The 20200-nt window shown below is 62.2% G+C and carries 21 protein-coding genes and 1 pseudogene; 11 read left to right on the top strand and 11 right to left on the bottom strand.

The window, feature by feature from the left end; genetic code table 11:
- The first annotated feature begins 151 nt into the window (after nucleotides 1–151).
- On the top strand, nucleotides 152–643 hold the full coding sequence (locus VXM67_RS15775) for a BCAM0308 family protein (RefSeq protein WP_027906734.1): 492 nt from the start codon (nucleotides 152–154) through the stop codon (nucleotides 641–643).
- Between the two features lie 55 nt (nucleotides 644–698).
- On the opposite strand, the gene VXM67_RS15770 is transcribed toward VXM67_RS15775, so the two are convergent.
- The gene (locus VXM67_RS15770) at nucleotides 699–1688 is read right to left on the bottom strand and encodes a universal stress protein (RefSeq protein ID WP_367237149.1); all 990 of its coding nucleotides are present in this window, start codon (nucleotides 1686–1688) and stop codon (nucleotides 699–701) included.
- 68 nt (nucleotides 1689–1756) lie between these two features.
- Here VXM67_RS15770 and VXM67_RS15765 point away from each other — a divergent pair, with 68 nt between their 5' ends.
- Nucleotides 1757–2647, top strand: coding sequence for a universal stress protein (locus VXM67_RS15765; RefSeq protein WP_367237148.1), 891 nt, complete (start codon nucleotides 1757–1759; stop codon nucleotides 2645–2647).
- A 1-nt stretch (nucleotide 2648) separates the two neighbouring features.
- Here VXM67_RS15765 and VXM67_RS15760 read toward each other — a convergent pair whose 3' ends face one another.
- Nucleotides 2649–3221 carry a phosphoribosyltransferase family protein gene (locus tag VXM67_RS15760; protein ID WP_023380966.1) on the bottom strand — a complete coding sequence of 191 codons (573 nt, stop codon included), beginning with the start codon at nucleotides 3219–3221 and terminating at the stop codon, nucleotides 2649–2651.
- A 271-nt stretch (nucleotides 3222–3492) separates the two neighbouring features.
- Here VXM67_RS15760 and VXM67_RS15755 point away from each other — a divergent pair, with 271 nt between their 5' ends.
- The 3 genes from VXM67_RS15755 to VXM67_RS15745 are packed head-to-tail and all read left to right on the top strand — an operon-like array spanning nucleotide 3493 to nucleotide 6984.
- The gene (locus VXM67_RS15755) at nucleotides 3493–4686 is read left to right on the top strand and encodes a cation:proton antiporter (RefSeq protein WP_367237147.1); all 1194 of its coding nucleotides are present in this window, start codon (nucleotides 3493–3495) and stop codon (nucleotides 4684–4686) included.
- A gap of 55 nt (nucleotides 4687–4741) precedes the next feature.
- Nucleotides 4742–6073, top strand: coding sequence for a putrescine-ornithine antiporter (gene potE, locus VXM67_RS15750; RefSeq protein ID WP_367237146.1), 1332 nt, complete (start codon nucleotides 4742–4744; stop codon nucleotides 6071–6073).
- Nucleotides 6070–6984 (top strand): transporter substrate-binding domain-containing protein, encoded by a 915-nt coding sequence (locus VXM67_RS15745; RefSeq protein WP_023380963.1) that lies wholly within the window; start codon nucleotides 6070–6072, stop codon nucleotides 6982–6984. The genes potE and VXM67_RS15745 overlap by 4 nt, the downstream gene beginning before the upstream one ends.
- Here VXM67_RS15745 and VXM67_RS15740 read toward each other — a convergent pair.
- Entirely contained in the window at nucleotides 6981–8012 is a 1032-nt protein-coding gene (locus VXM67_RS15740; protein WP_023380961.1) for a hypothetical protein, read from the bottom strand. The two genes, VXM67_RS15745 and VXM67_RS15740, sit on opposite strands and share 4 nt — an antisense overlap.
- A 138-nt stretch (nucleotides 8013–8150) precedes the next feature.
- Entirely contained in the window at nucleotides 8151–9326 is a 1176-nt protein-coding gene (locus VXM67_RS15735) for a DUF2252 domain-containing protein (RefSeq protein WP_338104633.1), read from the bottom strand.
- Between the two features lie 483 nt (nucleotides 9327–9809).
- On the opposite strand from VXM67_RS15735, the gene VXM67_RS15730 reads away from it, so the two are divergent.
- Together VXM67_RS15730 and VXM67_RS15725 are read left to right on the top strand one after the other, a co-directional pair.
- The gene (locus VXM67_RS15730) at nucleotides 9810–10247 is read left to right on the top strand and encodes a YeeE/YedE family protein (RefSeq protein ID WP_023380958.1); all 438 of its coding nucleotides are present in this window, start codon (nucleotides 9810–9812) and stop codon (nucleotides 10245–10247) included.
- Nucleotide 10248: 1 nt separating this feature from the next.
- Nucleotides 10249–10671, top strand: a complete 423-nt coding sequence (locus VXM67_RS15725; protein ID WP_023380956.1) for a DUF6691 family protein — start codon at nucleotides 10249–10251, stop codon at nucleotides 10669–10671.
- 45 nt (nucleotides 10672–10716) lie between these two features.
- Here the strand turns inward: VXM67_RS15725 and arsJ are convergent, their stop codons facing one another.
- From arsJ to VXM67_RS15710, 3 genes are all read right to left on the bottom strand, one after another.
- Nucleotides 10717–11949: an organoarsenical effux MFS transporter ArsJ gene (gene arsJ, locus VXM67_RS15720; protein ID WP_023380954.1), complete on the bottom strand. Its 1233-nt coding sequence runs from the start codon at nucleotides 11947–11949 to the stop codon at nucleotides 10717–10719.
- 9 nt (nucleotides 11950–11958) lie between these two features.
- Nucleotides 11959–12963 carry an ArsJ-associated glyceraldehyde-3-phosphate dehydrogenase gene (locus VXM67_RS15715; RefSeq protein ID WP_023380952.1) on the bottom strand — a complete coding sequence of 335 codons (1005 nt, stop codon included), beginning with the start codon at nucleotides 12961–12963 and terminating at the stop codon, nucleotides 11959–11961.
- 130 nt (nucleotides 12964–13093) lie between these two features.
- The gene (locus VXM67_RS15710; RefSeq protein ID WP_023380951.1) at nucleotides 13094–13450 is read right to left on the bottom strand and encodes a metalloregulator ArsR/SmtB family transcription factor; all 357 of its coding nucleotides are present in this window, start codon (nucleotides 13448–13450) and stop codon (nucleotides 13094–13096) included.
- 195 nt (nucleotides 13451–13645) lie between these two features.
- Here VXM67_RS15710 and VXM67_RS15705 point away from each other — a divergent pair, with 195 nt between their 5' ends.
- The 4 genes and pseudogenes from VXM67_RS15705 to VXM67_RS15690 form a co-directional block, all read left to right on the top strand.
- Entirely contained in the window at nucleotides 13646–14185 is a 540-nt protein-coding gene (locus tag VXM67_RS15705) for a chalcone isomerase family protein (RefSeq protein WP_027906727.1), read from the top strand.
- A gap of 2 nt (nucleotides 14186–14187) precedes the next feature.
- Entirely contained in the window at nucleotides 14188–14730 is a 543-nt protein-coding gene (locus VXM67_RS15700; protein WP_027906726.1) for a DUF3833 domain-containing protein, read from the top strand.
- A 42-nt stretch (nucleotides 14731–14772) separates the two neighbouring features.
- Nucleotides 14773–16299 (top strand): cryptochrome/photolyase family protein, encoded by a 1527-nt coding sequence (locus VXM67_RS15695; protein WP_186598200.1) that lies wholly within the window; start codon nucleotides 14773–14775, stop codon nucleotides 16297–16299.
- A pseudogene (locus tag VXM67_RS15690) lies at nucleotides 16296–16415 on the top strand (DUF2256 domain-containing protein); the annotation flags it as partial. The gene VXM67_RS15695 and the pseudogene VXM67_RS15690, both read left to right, overlap by 4 nt.
- Here the strand turns inward: VXM67_RS15690 and VXM67_RS15685 are convergent.
- From VXM67_RS15685 to VXM67_RS15670, 4 genes are read right to left on the bottom strand one after another with little or no spacing between them, the layout of a single operon-like run.
- A complete protein-coding gene (locus VXM67_RS15685; protein ID WP_027906724.1) occupies nucleotides 16416–16904 on the bottom strand; it encodes a DUF2878 domain-containing protein in 489 nt (162 codons plus the stop codon).
- Complete coding sequence (locus VXM67_RS15680) at nucleotides 16904–18166, bottom strand: cyclopropane-fatty-acyl-phospholipid synthase family protein (RefSeq protein WP_023380945.1); 1263 nt, start codon at nucleotides 18164–18166, stop codon at nucleotides 16904–16906. The genes VXM67_RS15685 and VXM67_RS15680 overlap by 1 nt, the downstream gene beginning before the upstream one ends.
- Nucleotides 18141–18950 (bottom strand): DUF1365 domain-containing protein, encoded by an 810-nt coding sequence (locus VXM67_RS15675; protein ID WP_023380944.1) that lies wholly within the window; start codon nucleotides 18948–18950, stop codon nucleotides 18141–18143. Before VXM67_RS15675 ends, VXM67_RS15680 begins: the two co-directional genes overlap by 26 nt.
- On the bottom strand, nucleotides 18947–20194 hold the full coding sequence (locus VXM67_RS15670; protein WP_023380943.1) for an NAD(P)/FAD-dependent oxidoreductase: 1248 nt from the start codon (nucleotides 20192–20194) through the stop codon (nucleotides 18947–18949). The genes VXM67_RS15675 and VXM67_RS15670 overlap by 4 nt, the downstream gene beginning before the upstream one ends.
- Nucleotides 20195–20200 lie beyond the last annotated feature (6 nt).

The following is a 20200-nucleotide window of genomic DNA, read 5'->3' as shown; positions in this document are numbered from 1 at the left end:
TGCGCTCCAGAGGTCGTTCACAGCAACATAAGCGGCATGCCACTGCGCGGTTTGACGATTATCAAGTCGAGCATAGCCAGCGGGCGGACACTGGGCATGTCAGAGCATGCAATGGCCTGCGCCCCCTACACCCTGCACGGAGAGTACGCCAATGGACAAATACCAGAAAAGCCACAAGGACAAACTGTTCAAGCCGCATCCGTTCGACCCCTATGCCACGGCGCATCGTCCTGCTGGCAGTGCGCGTTGTCCGCAATGTGGCGCTGCCTACCATGGAGGCGAGTGGCACGCCCATGGGGCGAAGGGGCCTGGGCCGGTTGAGTCGATCGTCTGCCCGGCATGCCGGCGCATCGAAGACCGTGCCGCTGCCGGACAAGTGCGGGTGTCGGGCCGTTTTCTGGCAGCGCATGAAGAGGAGATTCGCAAACTCATGCACAACGTGGAGCAACAGGAAAGGCAGACGCATGTTCTTGAGCGCTTGATCGCGATCGACTACCAGCAGGGCCAACTGGTGGCAACCACCACTGGCACGCACCTGGCCAACCGCATTGGTCATGAACTGAAGGCCGCCTACGATGGCGCGTGCAGCTACCGCTATAGCGACAGCGATGTGTACTTGAGTGTCGATTGGCATCGAGACTGAGGTCGCCTGGCCTGGTTTCACTCCAGGGAGGAGGTGAAACCAGGCGAGCGATCGTTCAACCGTGGATCGCCAGAATGCTGGAGTGAACCTTGTACAGGGTTTGCTCGGTGGTACTTCCGACCACCTTGCTCACCCGCTCATGGTACAGCGTGCCCATCACCACCACATCGAAGCCATGCTGGTTGGCGTATTCGCTGACCACGTTACGGGCAGCGCCTCTCACCAGGTGCAGATGATCTGGCTTGATGCCGTAGCGGCCGCCGAACGCTGCCATGCGCTCGCGCGCACGACCCGACATTTCCTCGACCAATTTGTCAGTCCAGGCGACGGGGGCGGCGGCATAGGCAACGAAGCTTGCACTGGGTTCATAGGCCTGCAGCAGATGCAGTTGCGCCTTGCATCGCTGTGCCAGGGCCTGTGCCGATTGCAGGATGTGGTCGTTGAGCTTGTCGATCACAGGGTCGTGCTCGACCAGATCGACGGCGACAAGTATGCGCGCTGGCAAGTTGGTCTGCGCCTGGGCCACCAAGTGCAGCGGGATCGGGCAACGGCGCAGCAGTTGCCAGTCCAAAGGCGTGAGCAGTGCACGGCTCAAGGCGGTTTCGTGCTTGATGTCCTTGATCACCATCTCTACCCGGTGCAACTGGGCCAGCCGGATCAAGTCCTTGAGCGGGTCTTCATCGTCCAGTGTCTCGGCGTAGGCGCTGATGCCCAGTTCGCCCAGCGCCTTCACCTGGTCGGCCAGCCAAGCCTTGCGGTGCTCGGCGTCCTGCTTGCGGGCATTGGCGCGCAGCACTTGGTCCAGGGTGGCCAGACGTGAGGGGAGTTGACTGAGCACCACCAGGTGCAAGGTGGCGCCAGTCGTGCTGGCCAGCGCCTGGGCACGCGTCAGGGCAGGCGAGGGGTGCAGGTCTGGATGGCAGATCAGTAGCAGTCGCGAGTAAGCATTCATGATGGCCTCCACGGCGATGGCAGCCTCGATGAAGGCCCACCGGTTCAGGCCAAGGGTGACGCAGTGGGGCTTGATGGCCTTGATATTTATCAAGATTGGCTGACCGCCAGCTTCGATAATGACAGCGGTGCGGCACCCCCATTCGCGCCAGGAGGTGGCTGATGAGCCTGTACCGTCGGATGCTTCTGGTCATGACCCAGGTCCAGGTCGATGCAGCGCTGCGTCGGGCCCTGGCATTGGCTCAAGCGTCAGGTGCCTCGCTGCATGTACTGGGCATCCATACGCCTGCCGAATGTGGCGTGCCCGATCAAGGGCGGCAAGCTGCCCAACCGTCAGCCGCATTCGCGCATTTCGCTTCCGGGCTCAAGGCATTGCTCGATGAGCAGGCGCCCACAGGGTTGCACATCACCTTCGAAGCGCTGGAAACCGCCACGGCGGGTGACCTCCTACCGGCATGCATCGCGCGTTGTGCGCCTGACTTGGTGATCAAGGGGCTTTCCGCCAGTCCGGTACGTGGCCTGATCGACAAGTACTCGGTTGACCGTGCGTTGCTGCATACGTGTCAGGTGCCTTTGCAACTGGTGCCTGCCGAGGCCCCGGCCATGCCCGCGAGCATATTGGTCGCCGTGGATGTGGCCAAGGCGGACCTTGCGCAGCAAGCGCTGAACCATGCGCTGGTGGAGGCAGGTCGACAACTGGGTAGTGCATGCAACGGCCAGGTCCATTTGCTGTCGGCGTACGACCTGCCCATGGCTATGCTGGCCAATCCCGACCTTGCAGCGCCCTGGGCGGAGCAAGTGCGCGAGTCGCTCCAGGCACCGTTCGATGAGCTGGCCGATATCCATGGCATTGTCCATGCGCAGCGCTACTTCATCGAAGGTGCGCCGCTGCGCGTGATCCAGTCTCTGGTCGCCACGCTGAAGATCGACGTGGTGGTGGTCGGCGTGGTGCAGCCCAGGCGCTGGGCCAAGCTGATCGGCGACACCACCGAACGGCTCCTCAACCATGCGCCGTGCAGCCTTCTGACGGTCCGGTCCGCGTCCGCGGATTGATTCAGGCGGTGTCGCCAGCTCGGCCGTGGCGAACCACTTCCACGCTGAAATCCGCCTCGAAAGGTGGCACATGACATTCGACGATGTCCTGCTCGGCGACCTGCAGGTGTATACCCACGATCTGCGCATGCACGGGTTGGTGACAGACGTGACGGTCAACGAGCACCGCGCTGAATACCCGTCGCGCGCCAAGCTCAGCCAGGTAGGCGCAGGTACGCAGCAGGGAGTGCCCTTCGTACAGCACGTCATCGACCACCAGCAAGGTGGTATCGGCCAGATCCAGTTTGGCCAACTCAGGGTTCTCGGTAAGCTGCGTATAGGCATGCAGGATGCTGAGGTCGTCGGCGTAGCGCTTGACCTTGATCGGGTAGAGTGGCAATGGCGCCGCCCCGGTCAGTCGGTGCAAGTGCAGTTGCAGGCGGCGCGCCAAAGGCTCCCCTCGGCGTTGAATCCCCACCAGCACCGTGGGTTGGGCAGTCATGAACGCCAGGGCCTGCTGCGCCATGCTACGCAGCACGCTGTCGAGGTCTTGTTCGTCATACAGGCGAGCGCGTGAGGGGGCGGGGCGGTTCATGATTGTTTTCCGTGGTCGGCCAAGGGTCATTGGCAACCTATACCGCTGCCACCTGCTCGACTTGATAAAAGCCAAGCACAGGTCATTTCCACGATGATCCCCGCGGTCGCTGGCGAGGGCCTTGGGGCAGGTACCACCTGATGCACAGGAGTCTTGCAGGTTTATTACCTCAACTGTTGACCTAGGATAACTTGCGCCGCCTTTTGGATCGTCGCGCCACGAACGCAGTGGTAGCGTATTCATACAGTCGTGGCGATCACGGTGGGGTGTCATGTATCAGAATCTGGCTGTCGTGGCTGCCTTGCTGGTGCTGTACGCCAACCTGGCCGGCGCGCTCGAATCCAAACCTATCAATGGCCCCCTGTTGTTCTTGCTGGCGGGGCTGGTGGCAGGCCCCGCTGGGCTTGGGGTGCTGAACCTTTCCCTGGATCGTCATGATCTTCGGCTGCTGGCCGAGCTTACCCTGGCGATCGTACTGTTCAGCGATGCTGCCCAAGCTGATCTGGCTCAATTGCGCCTTCACCGTAGCCTGCCGCTGCGTCTGCTGACGATTGGCTTGCCGCTGACCCTGGTCGCCGGTTGGCTTGCTGCGTGGCTGATGTTTCCACGCATGCCCTGGCTGGAAATGGCCCTGTTGTCGACGATCCTGGCGCCCACCGATGCCGCCCTTGGCAAGGCAGTGGTGAGTAACCCCCTGGTGCCGGCCAATGTGCGTGAAAGCCTGAACGTCGAAAGCGGACTGAATGACGGCATCTGCGTGCCGGTTCTGCTCTTGCTGCTGGCATTGCTGATGGAAAGTCGCTCGACGATGCCCTTTGCCCTGGCGGGATACTTCTTGCTGGAGGAGTTGGGCATTGGCGTACTGACGGGGGCAGTGCTGGCGCTGGTGGTGGGAGGGCTGCTGCGTCTTTCCCAACGCCGCTGCCTGCAAATGGACTCTTGGCAACAACTGGTGATGCCCGCCCTGGCGTTGCTGAGCTTCGCCAGCGCCCAGGCAATGGGCGGTAGCGGCTTTATCGCAGCGTTCTGTGCAGGTGTGTTGACCGGTTACCTGTTCAATCGGGAAACGCAGCCGCTGCTTAAGACCGGCGAATCCTGCGGTGAAGCGCTTTCGCTGCTGACCTGGGTGGTGTTCGGTGCCTACGTAGCGCCCAAGGCCTCGCAAATCCTGTCGCCCTCGGTATGGTTCTATGCACTGCTGAGCCTGTCGCTGGTGCGTATGGTGCCTGTCTGGGTGAGCCTGGCCGGCAGCGAGCTGGCTGCCGAGAGCCGTCTGTTCATTGGCTGGTTCGGACCGCGTGGTCTAGCGTCTATCGTCTTCGCCGTGCTGGTACTCGATGCGCCGCTGCAAGAGGGCAGCACGATCATCGCCACGACCATCGCTTGCGTCGTGCTCAGCGTGATATTGCATGGCATAAGCGCTGCACCCGGTGCCCGGCGGTTGGGGCGCAGGGCTCGAAAGTGAAGGCGTGGCACATGAGCGATCGGTTCTTCGACAAGCTTTCGCGGAGGTGGCAGCCATGCGTGATAAAGCAAAGAAAATGGGCCTGGTCGGACTGACGACGCTGGTCACTGTGAATATGATGGGTTCGGGCATCATCATGCTGCCGGCAAGCATGGCGCAGATCGGCGCCGTCTCGCTGCTGTCCTGGGTGATTACGGCCATCGGCTCGATGGCTATCGCCTACTGTTTCGCCCAATGCGGCATCTACTGCACGCAATCGGGCGGCATGTCTGCCTACAGTGAACAAGCCCATGGCAAGTCTGCTTTCTTTCTGTGCTCCTACCTTTACTTCCTGTCGCTGATGATTGGCAATGTAGCCATCGCCATTTCTGCCGTTGGCTACCTCACGCCTTTCATTCCCTGGCTTGGAACTGGTGGTGGGCCGCTATTGGTTGGAGCGGTGACGTTGATCTGGTTTACCACCTTGTCCAACCTGGGGGGAGCCGAAGTTACCGGTCGTATTGGCGCTGTCAGCGTGTGGGGCGTCATCGTCCCGGTTGCCGGTTTAAGCCTGATCGGGTGGCACTGGTTCAGCCCCGCGACCTTCCAGGATGCCTGGAACCCGGGTCAAATGCCGGTCGCCCAGGCCATTACCAACAGTATTCCGCTGACCTTGTGGGCGTTCCTGGGCATGGAATCGGCTGCGCAGAACTCCGACGCGGTGGAAAACCCCAAGCGCAATGTGCCTCTGGCGTGCTTGCTCGGCACCCTTGGCGCAGCGGTGATCTACATTTTTTCGACCAGTGTCATCCAGGGCATCGTGCCGAACCCGGAACTTGCAAACGCCAGCGCGCCCTTCGCCCTGGTCTATGCGCAGATGTTCAATGACGCTGTCGGCAATGTCATCATGGCCTTGGCGGTAATCGCCTGTGTGGGTTCGTTGCTCGGCTGGCAATTCACCTTGGCTGAAACCGCCAGAGTGACTGCCGGGCAGGGGCTTTTCCCAACGCTGTTCACGCGCACCACGGCACGTGGTGTGCCATTGATAGGCATGCTGACCTGCGCCGTGCTGCAGAGCCTCATTGCCCTGTCGACGCTCTCGCCCAATGCCAGCGCCCAGTTCAGCAAACTGGTCAACCTGGCTGCCGTGACCAACATCATTCCCTACATCACCTCGCTGACCGGGCTGTTGGTGATCATGTACAAGGCCCAGGTTCAGGCAGCCATTTTTCGCCGTAACAGCGCGGTCATGGTGGTCGCGGTGTGCTATTGCTTCTACGCACTGTACGCCTCGGGCCTGGAAGCCGTATTCGGTGCCGCTCTGATCATGGCGCTGGGCTACCTGCTGTTCGGTTTCATTGCCAAGCGTTTCGTCAAGGCGTTGGACATGATCGGAGGTGCGCCATGAAGCGTTCATTGAAAGCGACCGGTTGGTGTCTTGCCAGTTTGCTGTTGTGCGCGGTAGCAGACAGCACTGTCGCCGCTGCGGACGTATTGAGCAGGTTAAGGCAAGGGCAGGTGCTCAATCTCGGATTCGTGGAGGGGTTCGCTCCCTTCTCATCTGGCAGCGAACAGGCACCGGAGGGGTACTCCATCGACCTTTGCCAGGCAGTCGTCGCACGCCTTCGGGAGTCGCCCGGGCTCGCGGGCTTGCAGGTACGCTGGCGCTCCCTGGCAGAGCCGGAGGCTGTTCGCACCGTGGGTGACGGGCAGGTCGACCTGCTCTGTACACCGATGGTGGAAACCCTATCCAGAAGGGGCACCTTGGACTTTTCCATCGCGGTCTTTACTTCCGGCCTTGCGGCTCTGGTCAGGCGTGATGCACCGAATACCTTGCTCGGCCCCCTCAGCGGTGGCGCGCAGGACACCAGCCCGCGCTGGCGCGCGACGATCAACGCGGGGTTGAGCAAGCACAGCTTTGCCGTCCTGCGTGGCACCTTGAGCAGTCGCTGGGCCCATGAGCGGATCCGCCAGCTTGGTTTGCAATCCACGCTCCAGGAAGTGTCGACGTACGCGGAAGGGGTGCAGCGGGTGGTCGACCGCAAGGTCGACGCGCTCCTGGGAGACAGGGTGGTCCTGCTGGCCTATCAGGCCCGGCAAGCTGAGCGCGACCAGCTGTGGGTTCCGGATCACTTGTTCGTCATGAGCCGGGTGGCGTTGTCGATGCCAAGAGGAGACGACGATTTTCGTTTGTTGGTGGATACCGCCTTGAGCCAGGCACTTTCGGGCCCACAAGGCGAGGCCCTGTTCGTTCGCCATCTAGGTCCCCTGTCCGCGCAGGATCGTTTGCTGCAAAGCCTGTATCCGCTGCCTGACTAGTTGGCGGGGATCGTGATGACCGGTGTTTCCGGGGCTACGCCAGTTTCGGCGAGGGACAAGAGCACGAGAATGAAGAGGAACTCGGACTTGGACTTCAGGTCGCGATCGTCTATCCAGAACCAGTGATCGCGGTAGTGCACGGCGGCATAGGCATTGTCTGGCTTTCGCTCGCTTGAATGGATACGCACCAGTGGCGTGTCCCATTCGTTGGAAACCTTGGGAAGGGCGGGTTCGGGGTTTGCCCGACCCTCTTGCACATGGATGGGCGGGGCTTCGATGGTGGCGGCGATCTCCGAGAAGATCTCCGACATCGAACGTGTCAGCAAGGCCACCTCGGTATCGTCCCTCTGCACCGAGCCGAAGGTGAGTTTCAGTATCTCCGCGTCGGGTCGAAGGTGCAGCGACTGGCGCACCAGTCGGCGATCGGTTTCGACGATTTCCGACCGGGTGTCGGCGATCAGCAGCAGTTCACTGTCAGTCCCGGCACGTTGGCTGATTCGCATGCCCAGCTTTTCCGAACGCTGAATCCGCCGAAGCGCATCCAGCACCGCATAGAACTCTGGGTCTGCTGCACGCAGCCGAGACGGGGAGGTTGACCTGTTGTACAAGCCGTTTGCGGCACGCGTGGTCAGGTGCAGCACACGATCGACCGGATAGCCCGCCTGGACGAGCGAGAATATAGCCGCTGGCGAAAGGGGCGTGAGCAGGTAACGGGAGAAGCGTTCGCCGGACAACGGTGTGTAGCTGATGGTAGGGCGATCTGTGTAGAGGCCTGAAGCGCCCAAGGTCTGGTTGTTACCCTCAGCGGGCGAACCGCTGAACCAACTGGCGCTGAGGTTCACCTGACTTTGGATGGCCGTGGAACTGATCACCGATGACACCTCCAAATAGACGGGGGCATCGGCGTAACGCAACTTGACGATGTTCAACAGGGTCTGTTCTTTCCAGGTCGTGGCTATGACGGTCGCGTAATCGCTTCTGTCGCGCTCGATGGTGGAGGGACCGAGGGTTGAACAGGCGGTCAGCATCAGTATGGTCGCGACGAGAACGGCCCCGTGGAAACGAGACGATCTTGAACGCGCTGGGGGAAAACGAGGGTCATGCATCTTCTTGAATCCAGATGAATGCAGTTAGGTCACCCCCCATGGCATAGGCCATGGCAGTGCTCAATCGTCTTCCTCGCGAAGTGCCTTGATCCTGCCCTTTTTCTCGGCATTGACCAGCGCCGCGTAGTCCATGGCATTTTGCTTGGCATAAGCCAGTGCGAACTTGCCAAGGGCTTGATCGAAGGCGTCCGACTTGCCGAGATACCCACTGATCAGCGCTGCGTCCCCTGACTTGGCATGCGCCCGCGCCAATGTCATGCCACACACCTGCGCATACATGTTCATCTGCTCGAAGGTCGCACCTTCCACTGGCAATGACATCTTCATATCGCGTAGCTGTCGGACGAAAAACTGCCGGCCCTTGGTGCTTTCGGTCCAGCCCAGAAAAATGTCGCTGGCGGATTGCGAAAGGCGCTGGCCGGTAACCACTCGCTGACCTTGATTGGCAAACTCGCTTTTGCCGGCATAGGGCGCCAGCACGGACGGGCAGGCTTCCTTGAATTGCAGCAGCAGCGGATGGTTTTCGGCCGAAAAGAACAAGCCGACGAAGCAGAACGTGCCCACGCTGCCAATGCCCACGGCTTTCACTGCGAAGTCCTCCAGGCGATAGCGGTCGTAGAGCACTCTGCGCTCGGGTAGCAATGAACGGCGGTAATCCTCAAGTGCAAGCTTCACGCGCTTGGCGAAACCGGCTTCTTGGATATGGAACAGGATCGGAGGCTGGTCGACCAGGCGTCGCCTACCGCCCACTTCATCGCTGATCTGGGGATACAGGTAGTCCCCGATCCGCGTTCTGGCCCTGGCCATCAATGCTTCGCGCGCCTTGCGGTATTTCTCGTTGGGGGCCATGTCGATGATGGCCTGAGCGTCCAGGCGGTCGTACCAGACGTCAAGCGGGCTCATATCCGACAATTCACGCATGCGCTTGCGGTAGGCCTCCACGCAGGCCATGGCCAATTGTCCGGCCTCTTTGTCGTTCAGCCGATTGTCTTGGGCGGCGACGGCAAAGCTGACTGCCAACCGTTTGATGTCCCATTCCCACGGCGCGGGAAGTGTCTCGTCGAAGTCGTTGATATCGAAGATCAGGTTACGTTCGGGGGTGGCGAACAAGCCAAAGTTGAGCAGGTGGCAATCGCCGCAGGCTTGGACGTGTACGCCGGTACAAGGCAGCGTGGCGAGGTCGCGTGCCATCAGGCCGGCCGAGCCACGCAAGAAGGTGAATGGGCTGCGCAGCATTCGCCCATAACGGACAGGCACCAGTGCCGGATGGCGGTCACGGTTGGACAGTTCGAGCAAACCGACGGGATCACGCTGCCTGGGCTTGGATTTCCACGTTGCATGAGCCGCCCGCGGAACGACGTCTCGCAGACGTTTACCGGCCTCCAGTCTCTCCTTGCGCGAATGGAAATTCTTTTCTTCACGGATGTCGTCTTTCACCTTGGACAACCGCTTGGACGAATGCTTCTTGAAGTCAGCCATGTCGGCACCTTTGTTGAGCAAAGGTCATGCGCAAAGGGTGGGCCCGAACGACAATGGAACTCATCGGTGCTGAACTGGCAATGCAGCAACGAGGATTACCGGCCAGCCTCTGAAAAGCTTAGCAGTAATTCACCTATCCCCAAGCCACGGCGGGCTGCTGCAGACTCGGATTTCAACCCTGCTGGCCCAGGGCTAGAATAAGGGCATGCCCACCCCTTTCTCTTGAGTTGGAGCGTTGCGATGCTTGTTGACATGAATGCCTTCACGCCATGGTCGGCGCTCGGAGGAGGCGTGCTGATTGGTCTGGCCGCAGGGCTGTTCGCTGCAGCCAACGGGCGGATAGCCGGTATCAGTGGGTTGCTGGCTTCGATGTTGCAGCGGTCAGGGGAGGGGCGTGGCGACAAAGCTGCGTTCCTGCTGGGCATCATCGCTGCACCGCTGCTGTGGCAGGTGTTCGTGTCGCTTCCCGCCGTGGAGTTCACCCGTGCACCCTGGGTTCTCATGGTCGCAGGGCTGCTGGTCGGCCTGGGCACTCGCTACGGCGGCGGCTGCACCAGCGGTCACGGGGTGTGTGGCCTGTCGCGGCTGTCACCCCGTTCGGCAGTGGCGACGCTGTGCTTCATGGCGGCCGGGTTCGCCACCGTGTTCGTCGCTCGGCATCTTCTGGCGGGCGTGTGACATGACGCGGATCACTGGTTTCATCGCAGGGTTGCTGTTCGGGTTGGGCTTGTTGCTGTCCGGCATGGCGAATCCCGCCAAGGTGCTTGGATTTCTCGACCTGGCCGGGCAGTGGGATCCTTCGCTTGCATTGGTCATGGTCGGTGCCATTGGCGCAGCGTTGGTGCCGATGGCCTGGGCGCGCCGACAGTCGGTGGCGCTGTTGGGGGGCACGATGCAGTTGCCCACCCGGCGTGACATCGACCGTCGCCTGGTAGGCGGAAGCCTGCTGTTCGGCATTGGTTGGGGGCTGGCTGGCGTATGCCCGGGCCCTGCGCTGGTGCTGTTGCCGGGTGGTTATTGGCAGGCCTGGCTGTTCGTGGCAGCCATGTTGCTGGGCATGCTGGTGTTCAATGGCATCGAAGCGATTCGCGCCCGTCGGTAGAACCCGAACAGCGCAGGCCCCACAGCGTGCGCTGTTCGGCGCCGCTCAGTCGTGCTGTCGTACCCGGTTGCCGTGCCTTGGCAATCCGACCGAGATGAGTGCCGCAGCCAGGACGAAAACGCTGGAAACCCATAAGCAGGCCTCCAGGCCATAGGCCTGGAATACCCAACCCGAAAGCAGCGTGCCCATCAGCCGTCCCAGGGCGTTGGACATGTAGTAGAAGCCCACGTCCAGGGAAACGCCATCCTCCTTGGCATAGCTCACGATCAAATAGCTGTGCAGCGATGAGTTCACCGCGAACAGCACGCCGAACAACATCAGCCCGCCCAGTAGCACGATCTGGGCCGAGCCACCGGCTGTGAGGCCCAGTGCCATGAGCAGGGGCAGCCCGGCCAGGGCGATGGCCCAGGTGAAGGCGGCTCGGCCGTCGGGCACATGGCCTTGCTTCTTGCCGGTGAGGTAAGGGGCGAACGACTGGACGATGCCGTAGCCGATGACCCAGGCGGCCAGAAAACCGCCGACCATCCAGAAGTCCCAGCCGAAAGTGGCGCTCAGATAGACCGGCAACGCCACCACGAACCACACGTCGCGGGCCCCGAACAGGAACAGCCGTGCAGCCGAGAGGATGTTGATCGCCCGGCTCTTGGACAGCATGTCGCGGAACTTCGGTTTGGCCTTGGCCTTGCCAAGGTCTTTTTTCAGCAGGAGCAAACTGCCGATCCAAACCGCTGCCAACACGGCCGCCATGGACAGCACCGCGTGGGTGAAACCAAGCAGCGCGAGCAGCGCTCCACCGAGGAAGAAGCCCACGCCTTTGAGCGCGTTCTTCGAGCCGGTGAGGATGGCCACCCACTGGTAGAGGGTGCCTTGCTGGCTGTCCGGCACCAACAGCTTGATCGAACTTTTGGCGCTCATCTTGTTGAGGTCCTTGGCGATGCCGGACAGCGCCTGGGCAGCCATCACCCAGGGCACCGTCAGCCCGGCCGCCGGGACCGTCAGCATCATCAAGGCCACGACTTGCATGCCCAGGCCGATGTTCATGGTGCGATTGAGCCCCAGGCGTGCGCCAAGATAGCCCCCCGTCAGGTTGGTGATCACGCCGAACACTTCATAGAACAGGAACAACGCCGCGATCTGCAGCGGCGTATAGCCCAGTGCGTGGAAGTGCAGGACCACCAGCATGCGTAACGCGCCGTCGGTGAGCGTGAAGGCCCAGTAATTGCCGGTCACCAGCAGGTATTGACGCACGTCCCCGGACAGGGCTGACAACGCCTTCATGATCGTTGTCTACTCCGCCATGCCGACGAGTCGGGCCAGTTCTGCTGCACGGTTGGCATAGCCCCATTCGTTGTCGTACCAGGCGTAGATCTTCACCTGGGTACCGTTGACCACCAGCGTGGACAGCGCGTCGATGATCGAGGAGTGTGGATCGGTGCGGTAGTCGATGGACACCAATGGCCGTTCTTCATAGCCCAGGATGCCCTTCAACCCACCTTCGGCAGCCGCTTTGAGCAGGGCATTGACCTCTTCGGCGGTGGTCGCGCGTTGAACCTCGAACACACAGTCGGTCAGCGAGGCATTGGCCAGCGGGACACGCACGGCGTGACCATTGAGCTTGCCGCGCAGCTCAGGGAAGATTTCCGCGATCGCAGTGGCCGAGCCGGTGGTGGTGGGGATCAGGCTCATGCCTGAGGCCCGGGCGCGACGCAAGTCCTTGTGTGGCGTATCGAGGATGCTTTGGGTATTGGTCAGGTCGTGGATGGTGGTGATCGAACCGTGGCGGATGCCCAGGTGCTGATGAATTACCTGGACCACCGGAGCCAGGCAATTGGTGGTGCAGGAAGCAGCGGTGACGATGCGGTGCAGGGCCGGGTCGAACACGTGCTGGTTGACACCCATCACCACGTTAAGCGCGCCCTTTTCCTTGACTGGCGCACACACCACCACGCGTTTGACGCCCTGATCCAGATAGGCCTGGAGCACGGCCACCGACTTCATCTTGCCGCTGGCCTCGATCACCAGGTCGCAGTCGGACCAGTCGGTTTCTGCAAGGGTTTTGTTCGCGCTGACCTTGATGCGCTTGCCATCGATTACCACCGAGTCGCCGTCTGCGCTGGCTTCGCGGTGCCAGCGGCCGTGGACCGAGTCGAAGTTGACCAGATGGGCGTGTGTCTTGGCGTCGCCGGCTGGGTCGTTGATCCGGACGAATTCGAACTCTGGCCATTCCCAGGATGCGCGCAGCGCCAGGCGGCCGATACGTCCGAATCCGTTGATGCCTACTTTGATTGCCATGTCGTTGTACTCAGGTTGTGCTCAGAGAGCGCTCATAGGGGTAGGGGGGCAATGGCCGCTCGATGACCGATGCAGCGGACGTCGGTCTTGTTCAGGGTGAAGGCGAAGGAGGTTCTTCCATCCGATGGCATCAGCAGCAGTTGGCGACGCGCCGTGGGCGATCCCCCATGGCGTCCAGCCGATCGGCAGTTCGACTCAGCCATTCGCGATTGGCCTCGAGGGTGATTGCCAGTACCTCTCGCACCCAGGCGGGCAGCGCTGGATGCAGGCGGTAATAGACCCATTGGCCTTGCCGGCGGTCCTCCAGCAGGTCACAGGTGCGCAGTTGCGCCAGATGGCGGGAAACCTTGGGTTGGCTTTGTTCCAGTGCGCAGGTCAGCTCACAGACGCAGAGCTCTTGCTCGCGGGCGATCAGCAGCATCATCCGGATGCGATTCTCATCGGCGAGGCATTTGAAAACCTGGAGGGGTGACAGCGGGTCAGTCATGGCGTGTCTCGGTGGCTGGGTTTCACTGCCAGCCCGCAGGGGTGCACTGAGCGTATATGATTTTCCGAATATACGATTTTCCGGATGTATTGCAAGTCGGACGTGAGGGCAGGTTTCGTCAGAAGCTGTACATCTCCTTCGTAAAGTTGTACAAATGTATCTTCTTGTACAGGATTGAGTGAGCTGGAGGTCAGCATGACGCACGCTGCGCGTTGGACCTGCCTGTGGTTCCTGTTGATCTGCCTGCAAGCGGCAGCAGCCGACTGGCGGACAGCGCTGCCCACGGCACAGCGACTGGGCAGCGGTGAGTTCACCTGGTTCGGGTTGCGTGTCTACAGCGCCAGGCTTTGGACCAACGGACCTGTACAGGATTGGCGACAGCCCTTTGCGCTGGAGCTGCTCTACCACCGACCGATTTCCCGCGAAACTCTGGTCCAGGCCAGCATGGATGAGATTCGCCGACTGAACACGGGGGCCGTGACGCCGGAGCAGATCGCTGCATGGGCCGAGCTGATTCAAACGGCATTCGTGGATGTGCGCCCTGGAATGCGCATCACCGGTTTGTACTTGCCGGGTGAGGGATGCCGCTTCTATGTCGACGGCACGCTCCACCGGGAAATCGCCGACCCGGCCTTTGCGCGGGCGTTCTTTGCGATATGGCTCGACCCTCGGGCCAGAGACCCTCGACTGCGCCTGCGCTTGCTGGGGCAGGTTAGCGACGACGAAGGAGCATGAGCATGTACAGGGCACTGGTGTTGGCGGCCTGCGTTTTATTGGGTAGCTGTGGCAATGTTGGCGTCGAGCGCTACGCCTCGGAGCAGCCGAAATTAGACCTGGCGAGTTTCTTCTCGCAGCCGGTGCAGGCCTGGGGCATGTTCCAGAAGCGCTCCGGGGAAGTGGTCAAGCGTTTTCACGTGTGCATCGCCAGCCGGCGGGACGGTGAGCGGCTGATCCTCGACGAGCGTTTTCTTTACAGCGATGGCACGCGTCAACGGCGCGTCTGGACCCTCGTGCCAGACGGCCCTGGCCGCTGGCGCGGAACCGCGGCGGACGTGATTGGCGAGGCCCGCGGCGAGGTGGCGGGCAATGCGCTGCGCTGGCGCTACCAGCTGGATCTGCCCGTGGACGGGCGGCACTGGGAGGTCGACCTGGACGACTGGATGTACCTGATGGACGACGACACCCTGATCAATCGCTCGCGCATGAGCAAACTGGGCGTGGAACTCGGGCAGATCACCTTGTTCTTCCGCCGTCTGCCGGAAGGCGCTCCCTGCAACTGAATAAGGGCCTCTGACCATGGCCAGCCAATGGTGACCAACGCAATGCGTCTCGGCCTGGTGCTCGGTGACCAGCTGTCATTCGACCTGGCGAGCCTGGCGGCGCTGGACCCGACCCAGGACGCCGTCCTCATGGCCGAAGTCCAGGGGGAGGCCCGCTATGTGCCGCATCATCCGCACAAGATCATGTTCATCTTCAGCGCCATGCGTCATTTCGCCCAGGCCCTGCGCGAGCGTGGGTGGCAGGTGCATTACGTCGAGCTGGATGCCGAAGGCAACAGCGGCAGCATCGCCGGCGAGCTGCGGCGCTGGTGCAAGGTGCTCGGTGCGAGCGAAATTCACCTGACCGAATGCGGCGAGTGGCGTCTGGAACAGGCGCTGCGCGATGCCGGGCTGCCGCTGGTGTGGCATCGCGATACCCGCTTCTTGTGCTCGCGCGAGGCATTCGCGCGCTGGGCGCAAGGGCGCACGCAACTGCGCATGGAGCATTTCTACCGAGGCATGCGCAAGCGTTGTGGCCTGCTGTTGGAGCCCGACGGCAGTCCGGCAGGCGGCTCGTGGAACTTCGATGCCGACAATCGCAAATCCTTGCCGCGAGGCCTGCGCGGGCCGATTCCGGCGCAGTTCGACCAGGATGCGATCACCCAAACGGTGGTGGACTTGGTCCGGCAGCGTTTCAATGATCATTACGGTGCCATGGACGGTTTCGATTACCCCGTGACCCATGGTCAGGCCCAGCAGCTCTGGCAGCATTTTCTCGACTTTGGCCTGGCGGCATTCGGCGATTACCAGGACGCCATGGCCGAAGGCGAACCGTACCTGTTCCATGCACGCATCAGTGCGGCCCTGAATGTCGGGCTGCTGGATGTCCGGCAGTTGTGCGCGGATGTCGACCACGCCTGGCGCAGCGGCCAGGTACCGCTCAATGCCGCTGAGGGCTTCATTCGTCAGTTGATCGGCTGGCGCGAATACGTGCGGGGCATCTACTGGTTGCGCATGCCCGAGTATGCTGGGCTGAACCACCTGGGCAACGATCGCGCGCTGCCGACGTTCTACTGGACCGGGGCTACGCGCATGCGCTGCATGGCGCAGGCCATTGGGCAGACCCTGCGGCTTGGCTACGCGCACCATATCCAGCGGCTGATGGTCACTGGCAATTTCGCTCTGTTGGCCGGCATCGCACCAGACGCCATTTGCCAGTGGTACCTGGCGGTGTATATCGATGCGTTCGATTGGGTCGAGCTGCCCAATACCTTGGGCATGGTGATGCACGCCGATGGCGGCTATCTGGGCTCCAAACCCTATTGCGCGAGTGGTCGATACATCCAGCGGATGTCCAACCATTGCCAGGCCTGCAGCTACAAGGTCGGGCAGGTCACGGAGGAGAATGCCTGCCCGTTCAATGCGCTGTACTGGCATTTTCTGATTCGGCATCGTGCCCAGCTATCTGCCAATCCGCGCCTGCGCCTGGTCTATGGAAGCCTCGACAACATGTCACCGGCGCGTCGCCAAGCGGTGTGGGAGCGTGGCCAGGAGTTGTTGGCACGGCTGGATGCCGGGGAGGCGCTATGAAGAAGGGTTTATTGCCGAGCAAGGTTTGCGTGGTGTGTGGTCGCCCATTCGATTGGCGCAAGCGCTGGGCGCGGTGTTGGGACCAGGTGCGGTACTGCTCGCAGCGCTGCCGAAGGTCAGCGCCACGCGGCGATGCGCACCAGCAGGGGGAAGGCCAGCGCCCAGATCGGGGCCAGCAACAGCGCGGTGGGCAGTGACCCCAAGGGTAGCGCCACATCAGCCAGCCCGGCACCGCCCAGGTAAGCCGCCGGGCCGCCCAGAGCACCCAGCAGTGCGCCACGCCAGAATGGGCTGCCAGCCCAGGCCAAGCTGTGGCGCAAGCCGCTGGCCAGCACCAGCCACAAAAGCCCCAGCCACAGGGGCAGTGGCCAGGTGCCGAAATCGAAAACGCCCAACGATCCCAGCAGACTGTCCATGACGCAGCCGGCCAGTGTGACCCGCCACAACGCCTTGGTCTCGGCGGCAAGGTCCGCGCACAGGTACAGGTGCACGGCCAGCCCGATCGGCACCAGTAGCAACAGCCACGGGTATTTTGCGCCGAGCACGCAAAGCCACCAGCCGGCCTGCAACCATAGGGCGTTGGCCACCAGCCAGGCGCTGGGCATCATGGCTGTGCTGGCAACGGCGCACGCCGGGCCAAGGGGGCTGCCCACAGCAATTGTGATACACCGATTGCACGCTCTTCGAAACCGCCCTGGCAATAGCACAGGTAGAACTCCCACAAGCGCTGGAACGTGTCGTCGTATCCCAGCGCGGCCAGCGTGGTGCGTGACTGGCGCAGGTTGTCGCGCCAATGCTCCAGCGTGCGTGCATAGTCCACACCGAAATCTTCCAGATGCACGAGGTTGAGCGCGGTCTGCCGGCTGGCGGTGTCGAGCATCACGCTCAGCGACGGCAGGGCGCCACCGGGGAAGATGTAGCGTTGGATGAAGTCCACAGAGCGCCGCGCCTGGGCATAGCGCTGGTCACGGATGGTGATGGCCTGCAGCAGCATCAGCCCGTCGGGCTTGAGCAGGGCGGCGCACTGGCGGAAGTAGGTCGGTAGGTAGCGGTGGCCCACGGCCTCGATCATTTCGATGGACACCAGCTTGTCGTAGCTGCCGACCAGGTCGCGGTAGTCGTCTTGCAGTACGGTCACGCGCTGCTCCAGGCCAAGGTCCCGGACCCGCTGCAAGGTATAGCTGTACTGCGCTTGCGACAGCGTGGTGGTGGTGACTCGGCAGCCGTAGCGGGTTGCGGCATGGATGGCCAGGCTGCCCCAACCGCAGCCGATTTCCAGCAGGTGGTCGTTCGGGCTGAGTTCGAGCTTCTGGCAGATGCGCTCCAGCTTGTTCAGTTGCGCCTGTTCCAGGGTTTGCCCTGGATGCTCGAACTTGGCCGCGGAATACATCATGGTCGGGTCCAGCAACTGCTCGAACAGTGCGTTGCCCAGATCGTAGTGGGCCAGGATGTTGCGCCGGGCACCGCGCCGGCTGTTGCGGTTCAACCGGTGCAGCAGGCGCAGGGCTGGTCGGCCAAGACGTGCCAGGCCACCTTCCAGGGCGTCCAGTACGTCGAGGTTGGCCACGAACAGGCGGGTCACCCGCGCAAGGTCCGGGCTGCGCCAGTAGCCATGGATATACGCCTCGCCGGCGCCAATCGAGCCATTCCCGGCGATCATGCCCCAGGCTGCGTCATCGAGAATCTCCACCTCGGCCTGCAACGGGCTGGCGGCATCGCCAAAGTTCCACTGCCGCCCATGGCTGAGCAGCCGCAGGTGGCCGTGGCGTAACTTGCCCAATTGGGCGAGCAGGGCGTTACGTGCCAATGTGCCGAGCAAGGGCGCCAGGCCTGCGGACTTGCTAACGCTCAGAGTGGGGTTGGGCATGGTTGGGGTCCTCGCAGGGTTGGCCGAGTACCAGGTCGCCCTGGCGTTCGGTGTGGTCATGGATGGGCGTGCGTTTGAGTAGAAGGCGCAGCGCCTGCCAGTAGATGGCCGAGACGGTGCGCAAGCTCATCCAGGGGAAGGTCAGGATGTACCTCCGCAGTGCGCGCCTATCCAGGGGCTGAAGCTGCAGGGCGAGATCGGCATCGAAGACTTTCTGGCCGTCCTGCCAGTTCTGCATGTGAATGCGTACTTGCGTCGCCGCCAGGCGAAAGTGCAGGCGGTAGTCCATGTTCAACGGCATGAACGGCGACACATGGAAGGCCTTGGCCAGGGTGAAGGACGTCGCCAGGTTGCCCTCTACCGGCAGCACATAGTGGTAGCGCTCGCGCCAGGGAGTGTTGCGGACTTCCAGCAGGATCGCCGCCAGCTGCCCGTCGTGGTCATGGCAGAAGTAGAAACTCACCGGATTGAACGACAGCCCCCAGCAACGCAATTGCGTCAGCAGTTGGACGTGTCCAGTGGGTGTGCGGCCGGTGGCCTGACCGACCAATGTGCGGGCAGCTTCGGCTAGCGGTGTACCTTGGCGGGTCAGGGCGGGCAGGTAGTCGGTGTCGCGCCAGCTCAGAGGGGCCAGGCGCCAGCGTCCGATCCAGCGCGACAGCCCCAGCCATGCGGCTTGTTCGTCCAGGTCCAGCAAGAACATGCCTACCCGGTAACGGAACGCGTGGGGGCGTGGCGCCAGGCGGCGGTGGCTGAGCCAGCCCAGGCAAAGGCTGCTGTTCACAGCTGCTCTCCAAAGTGGCGCGCCACCTGCAGCGCGCTCACCACGCCGTCTTCATGAAAACCATTGCCCCAATAGGCACCGCAGAAGTAACTGTGCAGATGGCCTTGTATCTGTTCCTGCCTTGCCTGCGCGGTGGAGGCGGCCAGGCTGTATTGTGGGTGGGCGTAACGCAGGCGGGCGATGATGTGTGCCGGGTCTATGAGTGCGGTTTGGTTGAGACTGACGCAGAAGGTCGCCGGCGCCTGAATACCCTGAAGAATGTTCATGTTGTAGGTGACCGCGGCCGGGGCATGCTCGGCGCCGCCCAAGCGGTAGTTCCAACTGGCCCAGGCTTTCCTGCGGCGCGGCAACAGGCGGATGTCGGTGTGCAGCACCACGTCGTTCTCGGCGTACCCTATGGCGCCTAGCACGGCGCGCTCTTGGGCGCTGGGTGCTTCCAGCAGCCCGAGGGCCTGGTCGCTGTGGCAGGCAAACACCACGCTTTCGAAGCGTTCGGTGCCGGCGCTGGTGAAAACGCTCACCCCCCCCTCGTCGCGGCTGACCCGGTGGACCTTGGTGCCAAGGCGAATACGATCGGCGAACGGTCGGCACAGCGGCTCGATGTAGCTACGCGAGCCGCCCTGGATGACCCGCCATTGCGGGCGATCGTTGACCGACAGCAGGCCATGGTTGCGACAGAACCGCACGAAGAACCGCAGCGGGAAGTCGAGCATGTCGGCGCGGGACATCGACCAGATGGCCGACCCCATCGGTACGATGTAGTGTTCGATGAAGCGTTGCCCATAGCCATGGGTCGTGAGGTAGCTGCCCAGGGTGGTGGAGGCATCGATGCGCTGGTTGTCCAGGTCGGCCAGTGCCTGCCGGTTGAAGCGCAGGATGTCGCGCAGCATCCCCCAGAAGCCCGGCGACCACAGGTTTCTGCGTTGGGCGAACAGGGTATCGAGGTCGTGACCGTTGTATTCCAGGCCAGTGAGCGGGTCATGGACCGAAAAGCTCATCTGCGTTGGTTGCGACGCGACCCCGAGCTGACCGAGCAGGCGTATGAAATGGGGGTAGGTCCAGTCGTTGAAGACGATGAAGCCGGTGTCGATGGCATAGCGTTGGCCCTGCCAGTCCACATCCAGGGTATGGGTGTGCCCGCCGATCCATTGCTCGGCCTCGAACACTGTCACTTCGTGTTTGCGCGACAACAGGTAGGCGCAGGTCAAACCTGCGATACCGCTGCCGATGATCGCTATGCGCATGGGGCA

Source organism: Pseudomonas sp. Rh2 (assembly GCF_040762985.1).
GTDB lineage: Bacteria > Pseudomonadota > Gammaproteobacteria > Pseudomonadales > Pseudomonadaceae > Aquipseudomonas > Aquipseudomonas taiwanensis.
The sequence above is the reverse complement of the archived record's forward strand: the minus strand, read 5'-3'. Positions and strand labels throughout refer to the sequence as shown.